The 21,811-nt window shown below is 70.8% G+C and carries 19 protein-coding genes; 11 read left to right on the top strand and 8 right to left on the bottom strand.

Annotated elements, in window-relative coordinates; translation table 11 throughout:
* Positions 1-61 precede the first annotated feature (61 nt).
* Positions 62-952: a DMT family transporter gene (locus FJ694_RS17670; protein WP_198320883.1), complete on the bottom strand. Its 891-nt coding sequence runs from the start codon at positions 950-952 to the stop codon at positions 62-64.
* 5 nt (positions 953-957) lie between these two features.
* On the bottom strand, positions 958-1,407 hold the full coding sequence (gene aroQ, locus FJ694_RS17665) for a type II 3-dehydroquinate dehydratase (RefSeq protein WP_157268564.1): 450 nt from the start codon (positions 1,405-1,407) through the stop codon (positions 958-960).
* Positions 1,408-1,627: 220 nt separating this feature from the next.
* Between aroQ and FJ694_RS17660 the strand changes: the two genes are divergently transcribed.
* The 6 genes from FJ694_RS17660 (at position 1,628) to FJ694_RS17635 (ending at position 5,412) form a co-directional block, all read left to right on the top strand.
* Positions 1,628-2,569 carry an AEC family transporter gene (locus FJ694_RS17660; protein WP_157268563.1) on the top strand — a complete coding sequence of 314 codons (942 nt, stop codon included), beginning with the start codon at positions 1,628-1,630 and terminating at the stop codon, positions 2,567-2,569.
* 24 nt (positions 2,570-2,593) lie between these two features.
* On the top strand, positions 2,594-2,824 hold the full coding sequence (locus FJ694_RS17655; protein WP_157268562.1) for a hypothetical protein: 231 nt from the start codon (positions 2,594-2,596) through the stop codon (positions 2,822-2,824).
* Positions 2,811-3,224: a type II toxin-antitoxin system VapC family toxin gene (locus FJ694_RS17650; RefSeq protein ID WP_157268561.1), complete on the top strand. Its 414-nt coding sequence runs from the start codon at positions 2,811-2,813 to the stop codon at positions 3,222-3,224. Before FJ694_RS17655 ends, FJ694_RS17650 begins: the two co-directional genes overlap by 14 nt.
* 105 nt (positions 3,225-3,329) lie before the next feature.
* Positions 3,330-4,106, top strand: coding sequence for an aldose epimerase family protein (locus tag FJ694_RS17645; RefSeq protein WP_157268560.1), 777 nt, complete (start codon positions 3,330-3,332; stop codon positions 4,104-4,106).
* A gap of 629 nt (positions 4,107-4,735) precedes the next feature.
* Entirely contained in the window at positions 4,736-4,990 is a 255-nt protein-coding gene (locus FJ694_RS17640) for a type II toxin-antitoxin system Phd/YefM family antitoxin (protein ID WP_157268559.1), read from the top strand.
* Entirely contained in the window at positions 4,987-5,412 is a 426-nt protein-coding gene (locus FJ694_RS17635) for a type II toxin-antitoxin system VapC family toxin (protein ID WP_198320886.1), read from the top strand. Before FJ694_RS17640 ends, FJ694_RS17635 begins: the two co-directional genes overlap by 4 nt.
* Before the next feature lies 1 nt (position 5,413).
* Here FJ694_RS17635 and FJ694_RS17630 read toward each other — a convergent pair whose 3' ends face one another.
* From FJ694_RS17630 to FJ694_RS17620, 3 genes are read right to left on the bottom strand one after another with little or no spacing between them, the layout of a single operon-like run.
* Complete coding sequence (locus tag FJ694_RS17630; RefSeq protein ID WP_157268557.1) at positions 5,414-5,890, bottom strand: DUF6152 family protein; 477 nt, start codon at positions 5,888-5,890, stop codon at positions 5,414-5,416.
* 32 nt (positions 5,891-5,922) lie between these two features.
* Positions 5,923-6,375 (bottom strand): hypothetical protein, encoded by a 453-nt coding sequence (locus FJ694_RS17625; RefSeq protein ID WP_157268556.1) that lies wholly within the window; start codon positions 6,373-6,375, stop codon positions 5,923-5,925.
* A gap of 44 nt (positions 6,376-6,419) precedes the next feature.
* Positions 6,420-7,505 (bottom strand): substrate-binding domain-containing protein, encoded by a 1,086-nt coding sequence (locus FJ694_RS17620; protein WP_157268555.1) that lies wholly within the window; start codon positions 7,503-7,505, stop codon positions 6,420-6,422.
* A 124-nt stretch (positions 7,506-7,629) separates the two neighbouring features.
* On the opposite strand from FJ694_RS17620, the gene FJ694_RS17615 reads away from it, so the two are divergent.
* The 4 genes from FJ694_RS17615 to FJ694_RS17600 all read left to right on the top strand — a co-directional run bounded on the left by FJ694_RS17615 (position 7,630) and on the right by FJ694_RS17600 (position 15,110).
* Entirely contained in the window at positions 7,630-9,345 is a 1,716-nt protein-coding gene (locus FJ694_RS17615) for an NADH-ubiquinone oxidoreductase-F iron-sulfur binding region domain-containing protein (protein ID WP_157268554.1), read from the top strand.
* A complete protein-coding gene (fdhF, locus tag FJ694_RS17610; protein WP_375140231.1) occupies positions 9,342-12,185 on the top strand; it encodes a formate dehydrogenase subunit alpha in 2,844 nt (947 codons plus the stop codon). The genes FJ694_RS17615 and fdhF overlap by 4 nt, the downstream gene beginning before the upstream one ends.
* 255 nt (positions 12,186-12,440) lie before the next feature.
* Positions 12,441-13,784, top strand: a complete 1,344-nt coding sequence (locus tag FJ694_RS17605; protein ID WP_157268553.1) for a hypothetical protein — start codon at positions 12,441-12,443, stop codon at positions 13,782-13,784.
* A 693-nt stretch (positions 13,785-14,477) separates the two neighbouring features.
* Entirely contained in the window at positions 14,478-15,110 is a 633-nt protein-coding gene (locus FJ694_RS17600) for a nitroreductase family protein (protein ID WP_157268552.1), read from the top strand.
* Positions 15,111-15,134: 24 nt separating this feature from the next.
* On the opposite strand, the gene FJ694_RS17595 is transcribed toward FJ694_RS17600, so the two are convergent.
* Complete coding sequence (locus tag FJ694_RS17595) at positions 15,135-15,497, bottom strand: hypothetical protein (RefSeq protein ID WP_157268551.1); 363 nt, start codon at positions 15,495-15,497, stop codon at positions 15,135-15,137.
* 280 nt (positions 15,498-15,777) lie between these two features.
* Between FJ694_RS17595 and FJ694_RS17590 the strand changes: the two genes are divergently transcribed.
* Positions 15,778-17,949, top strand: coding sequence for a site-specific integrase (locus tag FJ694_RS17590; protein ID WP_157268550.1), 2,172 nt, complete (start codon positions 15,778-15,780; stop codon positions 17,947-17,949).
* A gap of 773 nt (positions 17,950-18,722) precedes the next feature.
* On the opposite strand, the gene FJ694_RS17585 is transcribed toward FJ694_RS17590, so the two are convergent.
* Both FJ694_RS17585 and FJ694_RS17580 read right to left on the bottom strand, forming a co-directional pair.
* Entirely contained in the window at positions 18,723-19,766 is a 1,044-nt protein-coding gene (locus tag FJ694_RS17585) for a ParB/RepB/Spo0J family partition protein (RefSeq protein ID WP_157268549.1), read from the bottom strand.
* The gene (locus tag FJ694_RS17580) at positions 19,763-21,037 is read right to left on the bottom strand and encodes an AAA family ATPase (protein WP_232540088.1); all 1,275 of its coding nucleotides are present in this window, start codon (positions 21,035-21,037) and stop codon (positions 19,763-19,765) included. Before FJ694_RS17580 ends, FJ694_RS17585 begins: the two co-directional genes overlap by 4 nt.
* Between the last annotated feature and the right edge of the window lie 774 nt (positions 21,038-21,811).

Raw genomic sequence — 21,811 nt, 5'->3', positions numbered from 1 at the left:
TCCTGAGGTATCGAAGGGTCAGGGCGAACGGATCTGGTTGGACGCCAGGCCAGAGCAACGGTCAGCGCGGATTTCCCCGCCCCGCCAGCCACGTCCCCCCCGCCCCGCAGCCGGCAATCACGGCAATCCCCAGCAGCGTCAGCGTGTCCGGCGCGTGGCCGAACACCCACCAGCCCGCCAGCGTCGCGAAGCCGACCTGCGTGTAGAGGAAGGGCTGCAGCGTGGCGGCGCCGGCGTGGCTGAAAGCCATGGTCAGCAGCGTGTGGCCCACGGTGCTGAACACGGCCATCAGCGCCAGCAGCGCCCACAGACCCGGTTGCGTCGGGAACGGCCCGGCCCAGGGCAGCGCCAGCGTGGTCAGGCCCACCGCCACGGCGCCGGTCCACAGCTGCAGCGTGGCCGGGTCGTCCTCGCGCACCAGCGCGCTGGTGACGAGCTGGTAGGCGGCGTTGACGCCCACCAGCGCCAGCGGCAGCAGCATCGCCCAGCGGAAGTCGCCAGCGTTCGGCCGGATCACGAGCAGCGCGCCCATGAAACTGCCGGCCACCAGCGCCCAGCGCAGCGGCGTGACGCGCTCGCGCAATTGCGTCGCGGCCAGCAGCGTGACCAGCAGCGGCGTGAGCATCTGCAGCGCCGTGAACTCGGCGATCGGCAGCAGCCGCAAGCTGATGAAGGCCATCGCGCCGGCGCTGGCGAAGAGCAGGCCGCGCAGCGCGTGTAGCCCGGGGCGGCGCGTGGCGAAGGCGCCGCGGCCCTTGCGCGCCACCACCAGCGCGCCCGTGACCGAGGCCTGCAGCAGGTAGCGGCACCACATCGCCACCAGCACCGGCACGGCCGCGCCGGCGACCTTGGCGCTGCTGTCCAGGCCGGCGAAGCAGGCCGTGGCGGCCAGGATCAGCGCCAGCCCCAGGCGCTCGTTGCGCCAGGACGGGGAACCGGCGCCGGGCGGCACCTGCCTCAGCCCGCGGCCTGCTGCTGCACCGCCGACACCGCGGCGCGCAGCCCGAGCAGGTAGCTGTCCACGCCGAAGCCGGCGATCTGGCCGCGCGCGATCTCGGCGATCACGCTGGTGTGACGGAAGGCCTCGCGCGCGTGGATGTTGGACATGTGCACCTCGATGATCGGGCACTTGAGGATGGCCAGCGCATCACGGATGCCGTAGCTGTAGTGCGTCCAGGCGCCGGCATTGATGATCACGGCCTCGGTGCCGTCGGTGTGGGCGCGGTGGATGCGCTCGGCCATCTCGCCTTCGAAATTGGTCTGGAAGCACTCCACCTCCGCGCCCAGCTCCCGGCCCAGCGCGCGCAGGCTGTCGTCGATCTGCGCCAGCGTGGCCGTGCCGTACTGCTTGGGGTCGCGCTTGCCGAACATGTTCAGGTTGATGCCGTGCAGCGTCAGGATCTTCATGGGAAAGGCTCGTCGTCTCAGGTTGGAATGAAAAAAGGCCCGGCAGCTTAACCGTGGCGCCCGGCGCCACCATCGCAACCAGCGAACGGCGCGCCAGCCCCGCAGCGACAACCGGCGCCGTTCCATGATCTGGGCTGCGTGAAAGTCCCGGCCTCGACAGGCCACGGGTAAACCCTTATGTTCGCCGGCTGCCCGCGACGCGCCCGGCGGGCGCCCACCCATGCTGCACATCCTCTCCATCACCGTGCCCATCTACCTGCTCATGGGGCTGGGCTACCTGGCCGGGCAGCGCGGCTGGTTCACCAAGGCCGAGACGCGGGTGCTGGGCCGCTTCGTGATCCAGCTGGCGCTGCCGGCGCTGATGTTCCAGGCGCTGAGCTCGCGCCGCGTGGGCGAGATCCTCAACGGCGGCTTCCTGCTGGCCTACGCGCTGGGCTCGCTGGCGCTGATGCTGTTCGGCTTCCTGCTGGCCTGGCGCGTGAAACGGCGCGGCATCGCGCCCAGCGCCTATTTCGGGCTGGGCATGAGCGCGTCGAACAGCGGCTTCGTCGGCTACCCGATCGTGGTGCAGTTCCTGGGGCCGGTGGCGGCCGTCGCCATGGCGCTGACGATGCTGGTGGAGAACCTGGTGATGATCCCCTTCGCCGTGGCGCTGGCCGACGGCGACAACAGCTCCAAGGTGTGGTCGGCGACGCTGTGGCGCACGCTCAAGCGGCTGGCCTTGAATCCGCTGATCCTGTCCATCGTGGCGGGGCTGGGCGTGTCGCTGGCCGGGCTGGCGCTGCCCGATCCGGTGGCGCGCGCGGTGGGGTTGCTGGCCAACGCGTCCAGCGCGGTGGCGCTGTTCGTGATCGGCGGCTCGCTGGTGGGGCTGCAGCTGCGCGGGCGCCTGGCCGACATCGCCACCGTGGCGCTGGGCAAGCTGCTGCTGCATCCGCTGGCGGTGCTGGCGCTGCTGTGGCTGCTGCCCATCGACGGCCCGCTGCGCGCCGCGGCGGTGGCCTTTGCCGCCATGCCCATGCTCAGCATCTACCCGATCCTGGCGCAGCGCCACGGCGAGGAGAGCTTCACCGCGGCCGTGCTGCTGCTGGCGATGGTGCTGTCCTTCGTGACCATCACGGGGTGGCTGTGGGTGTTGAAGGAAGGGCTGGGCTGGGCTTGAGCTTCGCGGCCTACACTGCCCGGCATGAAAAGCGCGTTTCATACCAAGCCCGCCGCCCCATCAGCCCGGTCGGAAACGGCGGGCCAACCGATCCCGCGTTTTGTCAAGGTGGGCCAGAGCGATGGGCATCCGGTGCCCGATCTGCAGCAGCGACTCGAAGCGTTTTACGCCAAGTATCCGGAATCGCGGCGCACGCTCCGCAAAGGCCAGCCTGGGAGCGTCGAACTGGTGAAGGAAGCGCGTGATCGTCGTTGACGCCAACGTTGCGCTGTCATGGGTGTTGCCCGATACCGAGGAGCGGCATCTTTTCAGCGCAGACGTGGCAGCAGCCGGAATGGCCGGTGAAGCATTGATTGCTCCGGTGGTTTTTCCAGCCGAATGCAGCTACGTACTGCTGAAAAAAGGCCGGCAAAACAGGTGGGGAGCGGTCAAGACTGCGGAATGCGCTGAAATCATTGACCTGTTCAGGATCGAGCTTTACCAAATCGAGCAGAACATTGCGGAGCAGGTGCGGTTTGCCTTGCATCGCCATGTACAAGGTTACGACGCCCTGTATCTCGCGCTCGCTTTGCAAACAGGTGCGCGCATCGCCACCCATGACAACGGCTTGCGCGCCGCAGCCCGTGCTGCTCGTGCCACCTTATTCAGCTCGTAGTTGTTGATTCGTTGACACGAAGCCCTGGAAGCGGCACGTCAAGCACCAGCACGACGACGCCATGCCCTCCTTGCTTTTTTGGATCTCCTTTCAATCATCCCCGCTATGCCCATCCTCACCCACCGCGCGCAAGGCGCCCAGGTTTTGAACGCCCGCCTCGAAGGCGGCCTGGAGCTGTTCTATTGCAGCCCGCTGACCAGCCAGTTTCCCGGCCCTGCGCGCGGTGGCATGCCGGTGCTGTTCCCGCAGTTTGCCGAGGCCGGCCCGCTGCCCAAGCACGGTTTCGCGCGCGAGCGCGACTGGACGCTGCTGGAGCAGGGTGCCGACATGGACGAGGAGCACGTCAAATACGTGCTGGACATCGCGCCCGCAGACGTGGATTACTGGCCTTTTGCCGCCCGGCTGGAACTGGACGTCACCGCGCAGGCCCAGGGCGTCGATTTCGCGCTATCCGTGCTCAATACCGGCGCCGACGCCTTCAGCTTCACCGGCGGGCTGCACCCTTATTTCCTGCTCGACGATTTATTGTCGGCGCAGGTCGAAGGGCTGCGGGGGTTGGCGGCCGCCGACCGGTACCGGCCTGATTTTTCCCGCCAGGAAGCGCCGCTGCTGCAATTCACCGACGAGATTTTCGAGCGGCTTTATGACGGCTGCCCGGCGCTGGTGCTATCGAACCGCGGCCGGCGCATTTCACTGCGCGCCACCGGGTTCGACCAGTGGATGGTGTGGAACCCGGGGCGCGAGGGCGCCAAGGGCCTGAAGGATTTGCCCGACGACGATTGGCGGCATTTCGTCTGCATCGAGCCGGTGCGGGTGACGCGGCCGGTGACGTTGCAATCCGGGGAGAAATTCGAAGGGACTTTCAGCGTCGCGCTGGACTGATTCCAATTTGCTCCAGCCCTTGAAACAACAGGCGGTAGGCCGCACGAACAACGCCGCGGCGGCCGCCATATCGGCCCGCGAGCGGACTTACTGCCATTGGCTTGGTGAGTTTTCTTTCAGCGCTGATTCAGGTCAAGGACGAGCGGGCGCCACCGGCCGCCGGAGTGGGCAGGAGAAGCAATCACATGGCTGAATCTTTTTTGGACATCGCCTGGAAATAGACTTCATCGCGGGCCAGGCTTTCATCAGGCAGTGTCCCTATACCCAGGACACGCCCGAGGCGCGCAACTGGTTCGAAGGCTGGAACGAAGGGTCGGCCAGGACGCTGGGGTTTCCATACAGCCGCAGTCATGCGGAGAAGATGATGGGGATTCGGCAGCAGACGATAGTGCAGGATAAAACGTTGGCTTGACGAAACCGGCCTGTTTCACTGCGCTGGAATGAAATTCCTTGAATCAATGGCCAGCCACGCTGCTGACCGCAGCAATAACCCATACGAATCTGCTCCCGAAGACCTGCTTTCCAGCTTCGGTGGGAGGGGTCACAAGACGCCGTGGACGTCAAGTCGCTGAGCCGATTGAAAACGGCGTATTCTGTAGCAACGTTTCTACATTGCAGGAGAAACCGGAATGACCATACGCGTCCTGAGCAGCCGCGAGTTCAACCAGGACAGTGGCAAAGCCAAGCAGGCAGCCAACGAGGGCCCGGTTTTCATCACGGACCGAGGTCGTCCTTCGCACGTTCTGCTGTCCATCGAGGACTACGAGCGCCTCACCGGCAGCGCGGGCAGCATCGTCGATGCGCTGGCAATGCCGGCCGATCAGCACGTCGAATTCGAAGCGCCCCGCATGGATCTCGACATCCGCCCTGCGGACCTGTCCTGATGTTCGTCCTGGACACCAACGTCGTTTCGGAGCTGCGCAAGGCAGGCAAGGGCAAGGCCGATCCAGGCGTCGTGGCCTGGGCTGCGAACGTGCGCCGCAGCAGCCTGTTCCTGTCCGCCATCACGCTGTTGGAACTGGAGCAAGGCGTGTTGCTGATGGAGCGCCGCGATGCGACGCAGGGTGCCTTGCTGCGCACCTGGCTGAACAGCCAGGTGCTGCCTGCGTTCCAGGACCGTGTACTGCCCATAGATGCCGCCGTAGCGCTGCGCTGTGCCCAGCTGCATGTGCCCGATCCGCGTTCTCACCGGGACACCCTGATTGCCGCCACGGCCCTGGAGCACGACATGACGGTCGTGACACGCAACGTGGCGGACTTCGAGAACACGGGCGTGCGGCTGCTCAACCCGTGGTCGGCGCACTGACTTACGCCGGCGACGACCTCAGCCCGTACACCTTCCCGTCCACGAACAGGTATTCGGCGCGCAGCACCGCATCGCCCTTCTCCTCGGCGAAGGTGAAGCCGAGCACGCCCACGTTCGTGTCGGGCTTGATGGGCTGCACGCCCCAGGCCTGCATGCGCGTCAGCGGCGCCAGCTCCACCGTCCAGCGCCGGTCCGTGCGGCTGGGCAGCTTGGCGTTGGCCAGCAGCGCCACGCCGTCCACGTTCGCGCTCTGCGCCGGGACCTGGCGCTGGCGCAGGTCGGGCGGCAGCGTCGGCGTCGCCGGCAGCTCCAGCACCAGCTCGGCGTGCGGGTTGCGCCAGCGCACCTCGCGCGCGGCGCCCTCCAGGTAGATCGGCCGGCTCTGGTCGAAGCTGCTCCAGCCGTGGTGCGCGCGGGCGGCCGTGGGCAGCAGCGCCACGGCGCCGGAGGCCAGCAGCAGTCGTCTCGTGAGGTCCATGCAAGGCTCCTTGGGTGAATCCGCCCGGGGTGTCAGGCGTAGGCAATCCAGCGTCCGCAAATGATGACCAGCAGCCACAGCCCCAGCGACAGCGCGGTCTGCGCGCGCGCCACGGCGTCGAGCCGCGCCACGCCGCCGCGCGCGTGGAACAGCACGGCGTTCAGGCCGGCCGCGGCCAGCAGCGCCAGCTTGGCGACGAAGAAGCGGTTGGCAAACAGCTCGCCGGGCTGGCTGCCGAACATCAGCAGCCCGCTCACCGCCACCAGCGCGAAGCCGGCGAGCGAAACTCGCAGCGCCAGCCGAGCCAGCGCGGCGGCCGGCAGCTCGCGCGCCGCGCCCCAGGCGCGCAGCTCGAACACCACCAGGCTGCCCAGCAGCAGCGCGATGCCCGTGATGTGCAGCGTCTCCAGCGCCGGGTAGGCCCAGGGGTGCTCCTGGACCCAGGCCAGGGCGGCGGGGGCTTCGAGGGTAGTGAGATCCGGCATGCGCGGCACCTTACAGGGGATGGCGACGACTGCGGCGGCGGGCGTCAGCTTGTGAACCCCGCCTCCCGCACCCCGCACACCTCGCCCGTGCGCGCCGCCTCGTAGCCCGGCAGCGCCGCCACCGCGGCGCGGTAGGCCGGCGAGCGCATCAGCGCCAGCAGCGCCTGCAGGTCCGGCCGCCCTTCGTCGGCGGCATTGAAGGCCAGGAAGTAGCGCTCGCGCAGCAGCGGGACGAAGGTCAGGCCGAAGCGCTGCGCGGCGGTCTGCACGCCCACGCCCACGTCGGCCATGCCGCTGGCGATGAAGGCCGCCACCGCCGCGTGCGTGAACTCGGCGTTGTCCCAGCCGCTGACCTGCGCCGGGACGATGCCGTGGCGCGCCAGCAGCAGCTCCGTCAGCAGCCGCGTGCCGGAGCCGGCGGGGCGGTTCACGAAGCGCAGGTCCGGGCGCTTCAGGTCCTCGATGCCCGCCACCCGGCGCGGGTTGCCGGGCGCGGCGAACAGCCCCTGCGTCCGCACCGCCAGGTGCACCAGCCGGTGCTTCACATTGCGCAGCCACGGGCGGTAGCGCTCGGCGGCGGGCGCTTCGAACTCACCGATGGGCACGTGAAAGCCCGCCAGCTCGCACTCGCCGTGCGCGAGCGATGCCACCGACTCGAAGCTGTTGCGGTAGCGCAGCTCCAGCGGCTGATCGGCCGCCTGCAGCTGCTCCAGCAGCGCCGCCACCGCGAAGCCGTGGCTGGCATGCAGCCGCAGCGCGCGCGGTGGCACGGGCAGGGTGCGGTCCAGCTCGCCCTCCAGCTCCGAAGCCAGCGACTGCAGCAGCGGCGACAGCCGCGCCGCGATGCGCTTGTCGGCCCAGATCAGCTTCTCGGCCAGCGGCGTGAGCGTGGAGCCGCGCCCGCGCCCCGCCACCAGCAGCGGCTGGCCGAACAGCCCTTCGGCCGCCTTGATCTGCCCCCAGGCGTTGCGGTAGCTCAGCCCCAGCACGCGCGCGCCCTCGGCAATGGCGCCGGTCTCGGCGATGGCGCCCAGCAGCGCGATCAGCGCCGTGGTGTCGGCCGGCGCTTCGGGCGCGGCGCCGTCGCGGCGGCCCAGCTCCCAGCGCGGCGTGATGCGGATTCGGAACATCTGGCAAGACCTTGCATATTTGGTTGGGCGCTGCGGGCCATCATGCCTGCATGCCCGGACGGAGTTCCGGTCAATTCGAACATATGGCGGCCCGTTCCTGGGGCCCCGCGAAGGAGACCAAGCCATGAGCAGCGTGATCCCGATCCGCCCGGTACTGGCGGACGAACCGCGCCGGAAAGGCCAGCGCACCCAGCGTGAGCGGCCCGTGACGGCCACGGCACTGTCGGAGGTGGCCACCACCACCGCGCACCTGGAACCGCGGCGCGACCTGCTGATCGAGCACCTGCACGCGATCAACGACCGCTTCGGCCAGCTGCGTACCGACCACCTGGCGGCGCTGGCGCAGCGCCTGAAGCTGGCGCAGACCGAGGTCTACGAGGTCGCGAGCTTCTATCACCACTTCGACGTGGTGCGCGAGAACGCCGACGGCACTTATCCCGCGCCGCCGCGCCTGACGGTGCGCGTGTGCGAGAGCCTGAGCTGCAGCCTGGCCGGCTCCGAAGCGCTGCTGGAGAAGCTGCCCGCGCTGCTGGGCACCGACGTGCGCGTGGTGGCCGCGCCCTGCGTGGGCCGCTGCGAGCAGGCGCCGGTGGCGGTGGTGCACCAGCACCCGGTGCGCCAGGCGACCGTGGAGCGGGTGGTTCAAGCCGTCGAGCAGGACCTCACGCGCCACGATCCCGAGCCCTACGCGACGCTGCCCGACTACCGCGCCGCCGGCGGCTACCGGCTGCTGGAGGCCTGCCGGCGCGGCGAGCGCACGGTGGAAGAGGTCTTCACCACGCTGTCCGACGCGGGGTTGCGCGGCCTGGGCGGCGCGGGCTTCCCCACGGGGCGCAAGTGGCGCCTGGTGAGCCAGGAGCCGGCGCCGCGGCTGATGGCGGTGAACATCGACGAGGGCGAGCCCGGCACCTTCAAGGACCGCCACTACCTGGAGCGCGACCCGCACCGCTTCCTCGAGGGCATGCTGGTCGCGGCCTGGGCCGTGGGCATCAGCGCCGTCTACATCTATCTGCGCGACGAGTACCACGCCTGCCGCGCGATCCTGGAGACCGAGCTGGCGCGGCTGCAGGCCCATCCGCCCGAAGGCGGGCTGCCGCTGATCGAGCTGCGCCGCGGCGCCGGCGCCTACATCTGCGGCGAGGAGTCGGCGATGATCGAGTCGATCGAGGGCAAGCGCGGCATGCCGCGGCTGCGCCCGCCCTACGTGGCGCAGGTCGGCCTCTTCGGCCGGCCCACGCTGGAGCACAACTTCGAGACGCTGTACTGGGTGCGCGACCTGCTGGAGCGCGGCCCGCAGTGGTTCAGCAGCCAGGGCCGCAACGGCCGCAAGGGGCTGCGCAGCTTCTCGGTGTCGGGGCGCGTGATGAAGCCCGGCGTGCACCTGGCGCCGGCGGGCATCACGCTGCGCGAGCTCATCGACGAGTACTGCGGCGGCATGCTGCCCGGCCACGAGCTCTACGCCTACCTGCCCGGCGGGGCGTCGGGCGGCATCCTGCCGGCGCGGCTGGCCGACGTGCCGCTGGACTTCGACACGCTGCAGCCGCACGGCTGCTTCATCGGCTCCGCGGCCGTCATGGTGCTGTCGCAGCACGACCGCGCCACGGACGCCGCGCGCAACCTGATGCACTTCTTCGCCGACGAGAGCTGCGGCCAGTGCACGCCGTGCCGCAGCGGCACGGCCAAGATCAGCGAGCTCATCGCCACCGACCGCTGGAACACCGCGCTGCTGGCCGAGCTGTCGCAGGTCATGCGCGACGCCTCCATCTGCGGCCTGGGCCAGGCCGCGCCGAACCCCGTCGACTGCGTCGTCAACTACTTCCCGCAGGAGCTGCAGCCGTGAACGCACCCACCTCTGTTCAGGCCTTGCAGGCCATGGAGCCCATCGAGCTGACGCTGGACGGCCGCAACGTCAAGGCCGTGCCCGGCGAGACGCTGTGGCAGGTCGCGCTGCGCGAGGGCGTCGAGATTCCGCACCTGTGCCACACCGACGGCCTGCGCCCGGTGGGCAACTGCCGCGCGTGCATGGTCGAGGTCGAGGGCGAGCGCACGCTGGCCGCCTCGTGCTGCCGCGCCGCGGCGCCGGGCATGAAGGTCAGCATCGACAGCCCGCGCGCCGCCAAGGCGCGCGCCATGGTGCTGGAGCTGCTGGTCAGCGACGCCGGCAGCAGCGACCAGTACACGCGCGAGTCCGAGCTGACGCAGTGGGCCGACGCGCTGGCCGTGCCGCGCGGACGCCTGCCCGAGCGGCCGCGCAGCTACGCCGCGCCCGATCTCAGCCACGCCGCCATCGCCGTCAACCTCGATGCCTGCATCCAGTGCACCCGCTGCGTGCGCGCCTGCCGCGAGGAGCAGGGCAACGACGTGATCGGGCTGGCGCTGCGGGGTGCCGCCGAGCGCATCGTCTTCGACGCGGGCGACCCGCTGGGCCAGTCCAGCTGCGTGGCCTGCGGCGAGTGCGTGCAGGCCTGCCCGACCGGCGCGCTCATGCCCGCGCGCGGCGCGGGCCTGGCCGAGGTCACGAAGCAGGTCGATTCGGTGTGCCCGTACTGCGGCGTGGGCTGCCAGCTGACCTGGAACGTCGGCCCCGACGGCGCCGGCGGCGAGCGCATCCACACCGTCACCGGCCGCGACGGCCCGGCCAACCGCGGGCGGCTCTGCGTCAAGGGCCGCTTCGGCTTCGACTACATCCACAACCCGCGCCGCCTGACGGTGCCGCTGGTGCGCCGCGAGGGCGTGGCCAAGACCCCGGCCGACATCGAGGCGGTGAAGTCCGGCGCGAAGCGCCTGGACGAGCTGTTCCGCGAGGCGACCTGGGACGAGGCGCTGGACCTTGCCGCGCAGGGCTTCGCCCGCATCCGCGACGCGGCGCAGCCCGGCTTCGACTCGCCGCTGGCGGGCTTCGGCTCGGCCAAGGGCAGCAACGAGGAGGCCTACCTGTTCCAGAAGCTGGTGCGCCAGGTGTTCAGGAGCGCGCACGTGGACCACTGCACGCGGCTGTGCCATGCCAGCTCGGTGGCGGCGCTGCTGGAGGGCATCGGCTCCGGCGCGGTGAGCAACCCGGTGGCCGACGTGGCGCAGGCCGAGGTGGTGCTGCTCATCGGCGCGAACCCGACGGTGAACCACCCGGTGGCGGCCACCTTCATCAAGAACGCGGTGGATGCGGGCACAACCACGCTGATCATTGCCGACCCGCGCCGGCAGCAGCTCTCGCGCCGCGCGAAGTGGCACCTGCAGTTCCGCCCCGACACCGACGTGGCGCTGCTCAACGGGCTGCTGCACGTGATCATCGCGGAAGGGCTGACGGACGAGGCCTTCATCGCCGCGCGCGTCAACGGCTACGAGCAGCTGAAGGCCTCGGTGGCCGAGTCCACGCCGGAGCGCATGGCCGAGATCTGCGGCATCCCGGCCGAGACCATCCGCGAGGTGGCGCGCAGCTACGCCCGCGCGCGCAGCGCCATGATCCTGTGGGGCATGGGCGTGAGCCAGCACGTGCACGGCACCGACAACGCGCGCGGGCTGATCGCGCTGGCGCTGATCACCGGGCAGATCGGCCGGCCCGGCACCGGGCTGCACCCGCTGCGCGGGCAGAACAACGTGCAGGGCGCCAGCGACGCGGGGCTGATCCCGATGATGCTGCCCAACTACCAGCGCGTGAGCGAGGCGGCGGTGCGCCAGCAGTTCGAGGCGCTGTGGGGCGGCACGGCCCTGGACGCGCGGCCCGGCATGACGGTGGTGGAGATCATGCACGCGGCGCACGACGGCCAGATCCGCGGCCTGTTCGTGGAGGGCGAGAACCCGGCCATGAGCGACCCGGACCTGAACTTCGCGCGCCAGGCGCTGGCCGGGCTGCAGCACCTGGTGGTGCAGGACATCTTCGCCACCGAGACCGCGCTGCTGGCCGACGTGGTGCTGCCGGCCTCGGCACAGCCCGAGAAGTGGGGCACCTACACCAACACCGACCGGCTCATCCAGGTCGGGCGCCCGGCCGTGGCGCCGCCGGGGCAGGCGATGCAGGACCTGTGGGCCATCGAGCAGCTCGGCCGCCGCCTGGGCGCGCCCTGGGACTACTGGCGCGCCGAGGACGGCGACGGCCATGCCGCGGCCGAGGCGCCGGTGGCGCGCGTGTACGAGGAGATGCGCCGCGTCATGGCGCCGCTGGCGGGCGTGCCCTGGGCGCGGCTGCAGCGCGAGGAGGCGGTGGTCACGCCCGCGCCGGCCGAGGACCAGCCGGGCCAGGGCGTGGTGTTCGTGGACAGCTTCCCCACGGCCGACGGCTGCGCCACGCTCGTGCCCACCACCTTCCGCCCGGGCGCGGAGCAGCCGGACCGTGACTATCCGTTCGTGCTGACCACCGGGCGCGTGCTGGAGCACTGGCACACCGGGGCCATGACGCGCCACGCCAGCATGCTCGACGCCATCGCGCCCGAGGCGCTGGTGAGCGTGCACCCGATGGACGCGGCGGCGCAGGGCGTGCTCGATGGGCAGATGGTGCGGGTGCGGACCCACCACGGCGAAGTGGTTGCGCGTGCAAGCGTGACGGAGCAGGTGCAGCGCGGCCAGATCTTCATCCCGTTCGCGTTCTGGGAGGCCGCGGCCAACACGCTCACCGGCGACGCGCTCGACGCCGTGGCCAAGATCCCGGGCTTCAAGGTGACGGCGGCACGACTGTTGCCTGTGTGACAAACCTCACGTGAGCCCCGTCCGCATCGCGGCCGGGGCTCAACTGCATCCACTTACGCCTCCAAAGATGCCGTAACGCGGGCGCCTGCCTGCCATGGCATTGTTCGGTCCGCGCCACGAAGCAACGTGCTGCGCCATCCTGACCGACCCTGAGCGACGAGACGCCCGCAAGAGCGCCACGCCGGGACCCGCTTGTGAACGACCCTGGACTGCACGCCGTGCGTGTGCAGGCCTGGGCCTGCTGTTGACCATCAAATGAAACTCGCGACCCGAAGGAAACTTTTGGCCATTGCCATTGCAAGCTCCGCCGTTCTTGGAGCTTGCGGAGGTGGTGAGGACGTTTCGTCCGAAACCGCCGCTCAGATTTCTACCCAGAATGAATCCGCGGCGGCATTTGCCGGCACCGCGGCCGCCGTTGAAACCGCCACCGAGAAATCCATGAGCGTGGCGACCGCTACGGCGACGGCGGGCGAGCCGATTTCGAGCTGGGATTCCCGCATCGGCGCCGATGACCTGCTCGACGACGGCACGGTGCTGGACCCGCTGGCTTTCGTGCGTGAGCAAAACTCGACCGGCCTGGTCGGGGCCAGCCTCAATGCGGGCCGGACCATGAAATGGAACCCGGGCCATTACATCGAGTTCGGCTCCAATGCCGGCGATTTCATGATCGAGGCCGGCATCGAGGAAGCCCGGCAATTCCCGTTCGTCAAGGGCATCATGGTGCGCGCCGACTGGGCGCAGCTTGAAAAGGGCCGCGGCGAATACGACTTCTCGCGCATCGACCGCTACCTGAACAAGGCCGCGGCCAAGGGCGAGCGCTTCTTCCTGACGCTGGGCACCAAGAACTTCGGCGGCGCCAAGGCCGTGCCCGACTACCTGCGCCAGCCCTGGTTCAGCGGCGGCGCCTTCAAGATCACCACGGCCTACGGCGGCTCCGGCGAGAACGCGGCGCTCTACGACGACGACGTGCGTGACCGCCTCATCGCGCTGATCCAGGAACTGGGCAAGCGCTACAACCGCCACAACTATTTCGAGGGCATCACCTTCACTGAGACGGCGTTCGGCCAGACCGTGCGGCCGCTGACCGACGCGCAGAAGGAGAAAATGTTCTCCAACCTCGCCAAGATCAATACCGCGGCGCGCCAGGCCTTCCCGAATACCGTGGTGCTGCAGTTCGTTAATTACCCGGCCAAGCTCGTGCCGGCCCTGTTCACCAACATGTTGGACAAGGGTGTGGGCATGGGCGGCCCGGACGTGTTCGTGAATGACCCGGCGCTGGAAAGGTCGGCTTATGTCTGGAACGTGCAGGCCAAGGGCCGCGTGCCGATCGGCATGAAGGTGGAATCGGACTGCTATGCGCGTCAATATCACGGCGGCCCGATCGACCCGCCCAACGTGCGCGAGATTTACCGTTACGCGCGCGACCGGCTCTACAGCAATTACGTCTTCTGGTATCGCGACATTTCCCAGCCGCGCCGCCCCTGGGGCAACGTGCTGAACATGTTCCGCGGCGAGGCCTTCCCGACCGGCGGCACCGGCGGGCTCGACAGCGCCTGCCCGGCCAAATTCGGCAACTGCGCCTCGAAGCTGCCGAGCTGAAGCTGACATCAATGCCGGCCGCATCGAGCGGCCGCGCATTACTCCCCCCGTCACGGGCCGGCATTGCCGGCCCGTTGCCGTTTGCGCCGCCGCGGCAATGAAGTCAGCAGCGGCAACGGTGGCCGGGGCCGCCATGGCATGCGCCGAGGCTGGCGAATGCCCGCCGCGGGCCGCTCTCGCGCCCCGAACACGCCGCCCGGCGGCGCGGCAGCGCATCGGCAACGGCGCAAGCGGCCCGGGACTTCGCCGGTACCCGGCCTCGGTGTGCGATCCGGCACGGTCCCGAAGGGCTGCGCTGCACCCGGCTGGACGCGGCATCGGCGCCGCGGCGCCGAACCGCCCGGTCCCCTCACCGTGCCGAGTGTCCGCCGTGCGGCACTCACGCCGCCGCCCGAATCAACCGCTCCCGTGCCCAGACCCGGGAAGCTGTAACCTATCGTTAACCCTAATTCGTTGGCTGCATGTTGCAGCGCCGCATCCGAGGCTGCAGTGGAGGGCAGGCAAAAACTGCCGAAAGGACGGGATGGGTGGCCGGAACCCGAGCCGCCGAAAAAAAAGACTCGGCACGGCGGCCGGCGCTCCGGCTCGGGCCGTGCGGGCGCCGAGTGCCTTGACGCAGGCCGGGCGCCCGGCCGGAACCGATCCGGGACAATCCGCGGTCCGGGCCGCCGCCCGCCTGCCGCAGTTCCTGCCATGACGCCCATGTCCGATTTACCGAACGACACCCCCATGCCTGCCGCCGGGGCCGAAGACGACCTGGTGGCGCTGGCGGCGGGGCTAATCGCCTCACGCCAGAACGTGCTGCCCAAGCGGTTGACGGCGCCAGGGCCTGACGCGGCGCAACTGGAGCGGCTGCTGCAGGCCGCCGCCGCCGCGCCGGACCACCACGAGCTGCGGCCATGGCGGCTGGTGATCGTGCCCGAAGGCAAGCGCGCGCTGCTGGCCGAGGCGTTCGAGTCGGCGCTGCTGGACCGCGACGCGCAGGCCACCGCCGAGCAGCGCGAGTCCGCGCGCGAGAAGGCGCACCGCGCGCCGCTGCTGATGCTGGCGGTCGTGAAGCTGGGGCCGGTGGAGCCGCCCACGCCGGCGGCGGAGCGGCTGGTGTCGCTGGGCGCCGCGCTGCAGAACCTGCTGCTGCTGGCGCATGCCATGGGCTTCGGTGGCGGGCTCACCAGCGGCCAGGCCATGGGCTCGCCGCGGCTGCGCGCGCTGTTCGGGCTGGCGCCGGACGAGGACGCGGTGTGCTTCGTCAGCCTGGGCTCGGTGACCAGGCGCAAGCCGATGCGCCCGCGGCCGAGTCCGCACGAGATCGTCAGCGAGCTGTAGGGCAGGACGCCCGCACCCGGAACGCTAGGCGTCACAGGGCCAGAGCCGGCGCAGCAGCTCGTGCGCCCAGCCCGGCAACGCCGCGGCGTCGGGCGCGGCGGTCCACGGCTCGGCCTGCTCGAACTCGTCGCCGCCGATGACGGCCTCGTGCGCGAGCTCGCCGCGGCCGCGCACGCTGAGCTTGAGCCAGCCGCGGCCGGCGGCTTCCCATTCCAGCGCCACGGCGCCGTCGGGCTCCACGGCCACGGCCGGCGCGGGCCAGGCCATGGCGGTGGCGTCCAGCAGCGCTTGTGCCTCGCGCAGCACGGCGGCGCCGGGCGGGGTCCAGCCGCGTGCGGCCAGGAGGGGTTCGACTTCGGCCAGGGCGGCTTGCAGCAAGGGAGACATGGTCCCGATGGTAGGCCGCCGCGGTGGCGCCCCGCGCGGCATGGTTTGGCATCCAACCTGTCCGCCATGGCGCGGGGCGGCATGGCGGTGCGACAGAACAACGGACTATGCGCTGCTTAAATGTCACCCTGATAATTCCCGTTATGCGGGTGACACAAGAATTGCAGGTACGGAGTGGGGCGGCCACGCGCGGGCGCCATGTCGGGATCGGCCGGGGTGCGAAACGGGCGGCAAGTGCCGTACTCCAGGGCGTGGCCGCCGTTGGTCAGGTGCGCTGGTCATGACGGCCGCCGAGACAAGGCGCCGTCGCGGCCGGCCGGCCGGCCGCACGGCCGAAGTGGCGGCGCCGCACGCGCTGCTGCGTCCGCACCACTTCAGCTTCCTGCGCGCGCTGGCCGAGGGCGTGAGCCTGCGCAGCGCGTGGGAGCGCTACATGGCCTTCGCGGGCGGTCCGGACGACGAGCGCCATTTCGCGGCGCAGCTGCGGCGGCTGCGGCGGCAGGTTGCACAGGCGGCACGCGCCCAGGGCCTGGAGGACGACGCGGCCACGGCGCTGGCCGAGCCGGTGGCCGGGCCCGCCGGCGACGCGGCGGCCGCCGTGCCGCCGCTGGCCGACTGGATCGCGCAGTGCTGCGCCGAAGACGGCCTGGACCCGGAGGACCGCGACGCGGACGCATGGCGGCAGGCTTGGCAGGACGAATTCGGGCTGGACGCCACGCCGGCGCCGCTGCCCGCCGACGCGGCCGGCGCCGCGGCGTCGCCGCGCGCCGCGCGGCTGGCGGCGCTCAACCGGCTCGCCGCCGCGCTGTCCACGCCACCCGCTCTCGACGACGCCCTGGCGCAGTGGTTCACGCCAGCGCTGGCCGCGGCGCTGCGCGGCGCGGGGCTGCTGTCGCTGCGCGACCTGGTGGACTTTGCCAACCTGCACGGTGCGCGCTGGTTCCGGCTCGTGCCCGGACTGGGCGCGGTGCGCGCGCGCCGGCTGCTCGACTGGCTGCGCCCGGCGGCGGCGGGCCTGGGCCATCCGCTGCAGGACACGGCGCTGCGCCCGGCGCGGCAGCTGGCGCTGGCGCGCGAGCTGGCACTGGCGCAGGTGCAGGACCGGCGCTTCGGGATCGTGCCGCTGGAACGGCTGGCGGTGCCGCCCGACCTCGACGGCCGCAACGGCACCTTCCGCCTGGCCACGCCCAACGTGCTGGGCGCGCACACCGACCTGCAGGCCATCGAGGCCTGGCTGCGGCGCTATGCCATGTCGCCGCGCACGCATGCCTCTTACGCGCGCGAGGCCGAGCGCTTCTACCTCTGGTGCCTGTGCGCGCGGCGCAAGCCGCTGTCCTCGGTGGACGAGGAGGATCTGCATGCCTACCGGCGCTTCATCGCCAGCCCGCCGGGCGACTGGCTGCAGCCTCGGGCGGAGGCGCGCGCCAGCGAGCACTGGCGCCCATTCCGCGGCCCCTTGAGCGCACTGTCGCAGCGCCACGCTCTGACCGTGATCGCCTCGATGCTGGGCGCCCTGCTCAAGGCCGGCTACCTGGGTGCCAACGCCGCCGCCGGCGTGACGCCGCATCTGAAGCTGCCGCGCCCGGGCATCGACGTGCGGCGCAGCTTCGACGAGGCGCAATGGCGCTGGCTGATGCGCTGCTGGGACGACGAGTACCGCAGCGCCGGCGCGCCGGGCGGCCTGGCGGACGCGGGGCCGGACGCGCAGCCGGCACGCGCGCGCAGCCTGCGCCGGCTGCGCCTGGTGCTGGAGCTGGGCGCGACCACCGGGTTGAGGCTGATCGAACTCTGCACCGCGCGCCTGTCCGGGCTGCGGCGCGAGGTGTTCGAAGGCGAGGCGCTGTGGATGCTGGAGGTGCTGGGCAAGGGACATCGGCGCCGCAGCGTGCCGATCTACGACGACGTCAAGGCGCTGATTGACCGGCACCAGGCCGACATGGCGGCCGCGGGCATCGGCCATGAGCCGGGCGCGCCGCTGCGCACTCTGCTGACGCCGGCGGGCGCGGGGGCGGTGGATGCGCAGGTTCCCGGAGGGGCCATCGACGGTGAGGGCGACGCCCGCCCGCTGATCGGCGCCCTGCGCCCGGCCGTGCCGCGCTGGCGCCTGGACGCGCTGGGCGTGCCGGTGCTGGAGCCGGCACGCCAGGCCGACCGCTGGGGCGCGCTGGAGCCGTCGGCGCTGTACCAGTCGCTCAAGCGGCTGCTGAAGCGCGCGGCCGAGCGCGCGCACGAGGCCGGGCCGGCGCTGGATGCGGCGGCCTTCCGCTCGGCCTCGACGCACTGGTTGCGCCACTTCTTTGCCAACAACGCCGCCGCCGACGGCGTGCTGCCGGTGGCGCTGATGGGCGCGATGGGCCATGCCGACCTCAAGACCACCTCGCTCTACACGCGCCCCGAGCAGCAACTGATGGTGCGCGAGCTGGCCAAGGTGCGGCGCCGCGGCACGTCCTGAACGCGTGCCCTGGACAGGTGAGGGTTTTGGGGAGCACGGCGCCCTCGCCTCCCGGCGCCGCCTGTTGAACGGTTCAACACGGCCGGCCGGCATGGGGGCTCGCGGCCGATGCGGGCAGGCGGCCGCATCCGATGGCCCAGGCTCCAGGCATGCGGGCGACCTGCCGCCCTGCCCTGCCCTGCCCCGCCGCACCGTGGCGGCGTGCCCCTCCGGCATCCGCGCCGCCGTCAGTTCGCGCGCCACCCATCGCCGGAACCGACCCCGGGCCGCCGGCCACAACGGCGGGGCGGCGCAGGTGAGGGTTTTCGGGACACCAAGGCGCTGTCCGTGCCCTGCCCGGCACGGCCGCGTCGTGACCGGCTGAACCTGCGGCAGGGCCCGCTGCCAGCCCTTCCAACGGCCCGGCACTCGCTTGCCGCCGCGGCGGTTGGCCTTGTTGTACGGTTCAACATGCGGCCTGCCGCCGTCCGCTATGGCCTCGCTGCGAACCCACCAGCCCGCCGCGCCGCGCACGAGCCACCGGACCGGGCCCATGTGAGTGTTTTCGGGAACGAAGCCGGGTGTTGAACGGTTCAACACCCGGCGCTGCCGGAACAAGCGGCCCGGGCCCGCGGGGCTAGGACGGCGCGGCAGGCCGTCGCCGGCTGTTGAACCGTTCAACACCGGTGGCCCGGCTGCCCATTGAACCCGGCACGTCGGCGCCGGGGTGCCGGGGGTGTTGAACCGTTCAACACCCCAGACCGGGAGCGCCTCCCGGCGCGCCGTGTCCGGCGTCAGTCCGGCTGGCGCCGGATGAAGTCCTCGACCAGCTCCAGCAGGGCGGCCTCGCGCTCGGGCGCCAGCACGCCGGCTTCGAAGCGCAGCGAGGCACGGCCGCGAGCGTCGCGCGTGAGCGTGGCGAGCTTGCGGCCGTCGCGGCGCAGGTGCGCGGCAGCCGGTGCGGCAGCCGCGGGTGCGGCCTGGCCGGTGAGGGCATTGAAGACGGCCTGGGCCGGCAGCGCGGCGCCCTGCCCCTTCAGGTCGCGCGCGCGCGCCAGCACCGCGTCCGGGTCCTTCTGCAACAGCTCCGACAGCGGCTGTGCCCAGCGGAACTGGATCTCCAGCGGCGACGCGAAGGCCTCCACCACCGCGGCCGGCAGCCGCGCCAGCGCCAGGCTCTTGGACACCAGCGACACGTCCACCTGCACGCTCTCCGCGAGCTTGCGAAGCGACGGGTACAGGCCCTCGTCGAGCGCGCGTCGGTACATGCAGCCCTGCTCCCACGGGCTCAGGTTCTTGCGGCCACGGTTCTCGCGCTCCATCGCCTCGAACAGCTGCTGGTCGCTCACGTCCTCGATCAGCGCGCGCACCGGCAGCCCCAGCTCCAGGCAGGCGCGGTGGCGACGATGCCCGAACACCAGCTCGTAGCGCACGCCGGGCCCGGCCGCGCGCAGCTCCGCGGGCGACAGAGGCCGCACCTTCACCGGCTGCACGTTGCCGCCAGCCGACTCGATCTCCGCCTTGAGCTCGCGGAACTCAGCGTCGGCATAGCTGGCCTCGTGCCGGTTCGCCCAGCGCGAGGGCCGGATCGACGACGCCTCCAGGCTGCGCACCGGCACGGCGCCGTCGAAGTCGCGCAACCGCTCGCGCAGGTCCTCTGCCTCCTTGATGGCGGCGGACTGCGTGGAGAGGAACTGCAGCATCGAGCCCGGCGCGGTCTTGGCGCGGGAGTCCTCCGACACCGCAGCGGCCGGGCCCGCCCCCGTCCCCTGCCCCGCCGCCCCGGGCACGGGCGGCATCTGGATCAGGCCCGCCTTGGCCGCCAGCTTCTTGCTCATGCGCGTGCCCTCGCCTTGCGGGTGTTGAACGGTTCAACACCCTTGCCCGCGGCGGCACCCGGCGCCGGCGCACTCCCGCCCCCGGCCCCGGCCCTGTGCTGCTGCGCCCAGACCGAGCGGATCGAGCCCTCGACATGGCCGACGAAGGAGTCGTAGGCATCGCGTGCGCGCTTGAAGGTGCGCGCGCTGCCGTCGTAGCGCGCCACGTCGTAGACGGTGCCGAACTCGGCCGCGGTGACGCCGGTGACGGCGGTCTTGGGGATCTCGACCGGCAACACCTTCTCGGCATAGGTCTGGCCGATCCACTGCCGCACGATGGTGCTGGCGGCGTCGGTGGAATCGACCCGGGCCAGCAGCACGTGGATGAAGTCGAACTCCTTGCTCAGGCCCCGGCGGCCCAGCAGCTCGGTGGTGAGGTCGGAGAAGAGGCTCCAGAACTGCGCCGCGGAGGCGAAGTCCAGCGCGTTGGGCGGCAGCGGCATGATGATGCCGTTGCTGGCCATGAAGGCGTTGATGGTGGTGTAGGACAGCGCCGGCGGGGTGTCGATGACGATCACGTCGTAGTCGGCGCGCACGTCGTCGATACCCAGGTCCAGCACGCGCCAGAACTCGAAGCCCGGCTCCTGGGTCTGGCGCGCCGGCAGCGCGAACTCGGCGCCGAAGAGCACCGGCGCCGCCGCCACCAGGTCGATGCCGTCCCAGTAGGTCGGCTGGATGGCGTAGCGGATCGACGTCTCGCTGCCCATGCACAGCGGCAGGATGGTGTTGCTCTCGACCACCTCGGTGTCGGGCAGGATGCCGAAGAGCGTGGTCAGCGAGCCCTGCGGGTCGGTGTCGATGACCAGCACCCGGTGCCCCAGCAGCGACAGGCCCTGCGCCAGTGTGACGGCGGTGGTGGTCTTGCTGACGCCGCCCTTGAAGTTGCCGATGGACAGCGTCACGGCTTCCGCGCCGGCCGGGCGCAACTGCTCCTTGCGGTACTCGCGGATCCACGCCCGCGCCTCGGCCAGGCTGAACTCGCGCCGCGAGCCCGACTCGTTGAGCTTGCCGCCGGGCAGGTCGCCGCGCGTCATGCGGTGGCTCAGGGACCCCTTCTCGATGCCGCACAGCGCCGCGAGTTGGCTCAGATTGAATACCGGCGCCGTCTTGCGCGCGGTAGGCGCGAGCATGGCGCTGCGGATCTGGCCCATCATCGTGACCGCGCGCTCGGCCTGGTCGGCGATGTCCTGCAGCCCGATCGGGCGCGGCGGTTTCAACTCGATCTTGTCCAACGGGGAACCCTCGCTTCTGGTGCATCGGAGCCGGCTTGACGCCAGCCACTGGAATGGCCGCGATTGTGTCAACCGGACGATTTGTTGCAAAGCGGGGCGGTTGAATCGTGCCATCGGTACCACAGCAAACGGGGTTCGAGCTTGTCAGCATGAACTCCGCGGTTTTGGAGAGTTAAGAACCTTCAAAACCTTCAATCCCTTTAGGGCCCGAAAAACCGTTGCACGACAGTCACTTGGGCTATTCCACGTGAGTGGATGCGGGACGCGCCGGAGCATTTTCAGGAGGCCGCATGCAGGGAAACGGGACGCCGCGGAGCTTTTCCAGGAAGACACGTGAGCGGATTCGGGGACCGTCCGTGCGCCGTCCTGTGCACAAGCAAGCGCGCTCCCGTGGCAGGCAGGTGAGGATTTTCGGGAGGCCAGCCCGCCCTGCCGGGTGTCCGTGCCCGCAATGTCGCTGCACCGCAGCATCGGGCAGCGCAGCCGGTGCGGTAATGGCCCCTGGCACGTCACGTGAGCGTGTTCGGGAGCGCTGCCCGGCCTGGAACCTGCGGCCGCCGCGGCGCGGCGTGAGAGTTTTCAGGGGCCTTTTCGGGCCGGCTGCGCGTGCCGGCCTGGAACGCCGCGTGAGGGTATTCGGGAAGGGCAACCGTCCGAACCCTGGACCCGGCCGCCGCCGATGAGGTGAGGCTTTTCGGGAGCGGCACCTGGCGGTGTCCTGGCCGTACCGGCCATGGCGTTGGCACCGCCGCGTGAGGTGAATTTCAGCTCTCA

The sequence above is a fragment of the Azohydromonas aeria genome (assembly GCF_009760915.1).
In the GTDB taxonomy this organism is placed as follows: Bacteria; Pseudomonadota; Gammaproteobacteria; order Burkholderiales; family Burkholderiaceae_C; genus Azohydromonas; species Azohydromonas aeria.
This window is presented reverse-complemented; position numbering and strand designations above follow the sequence as displayed.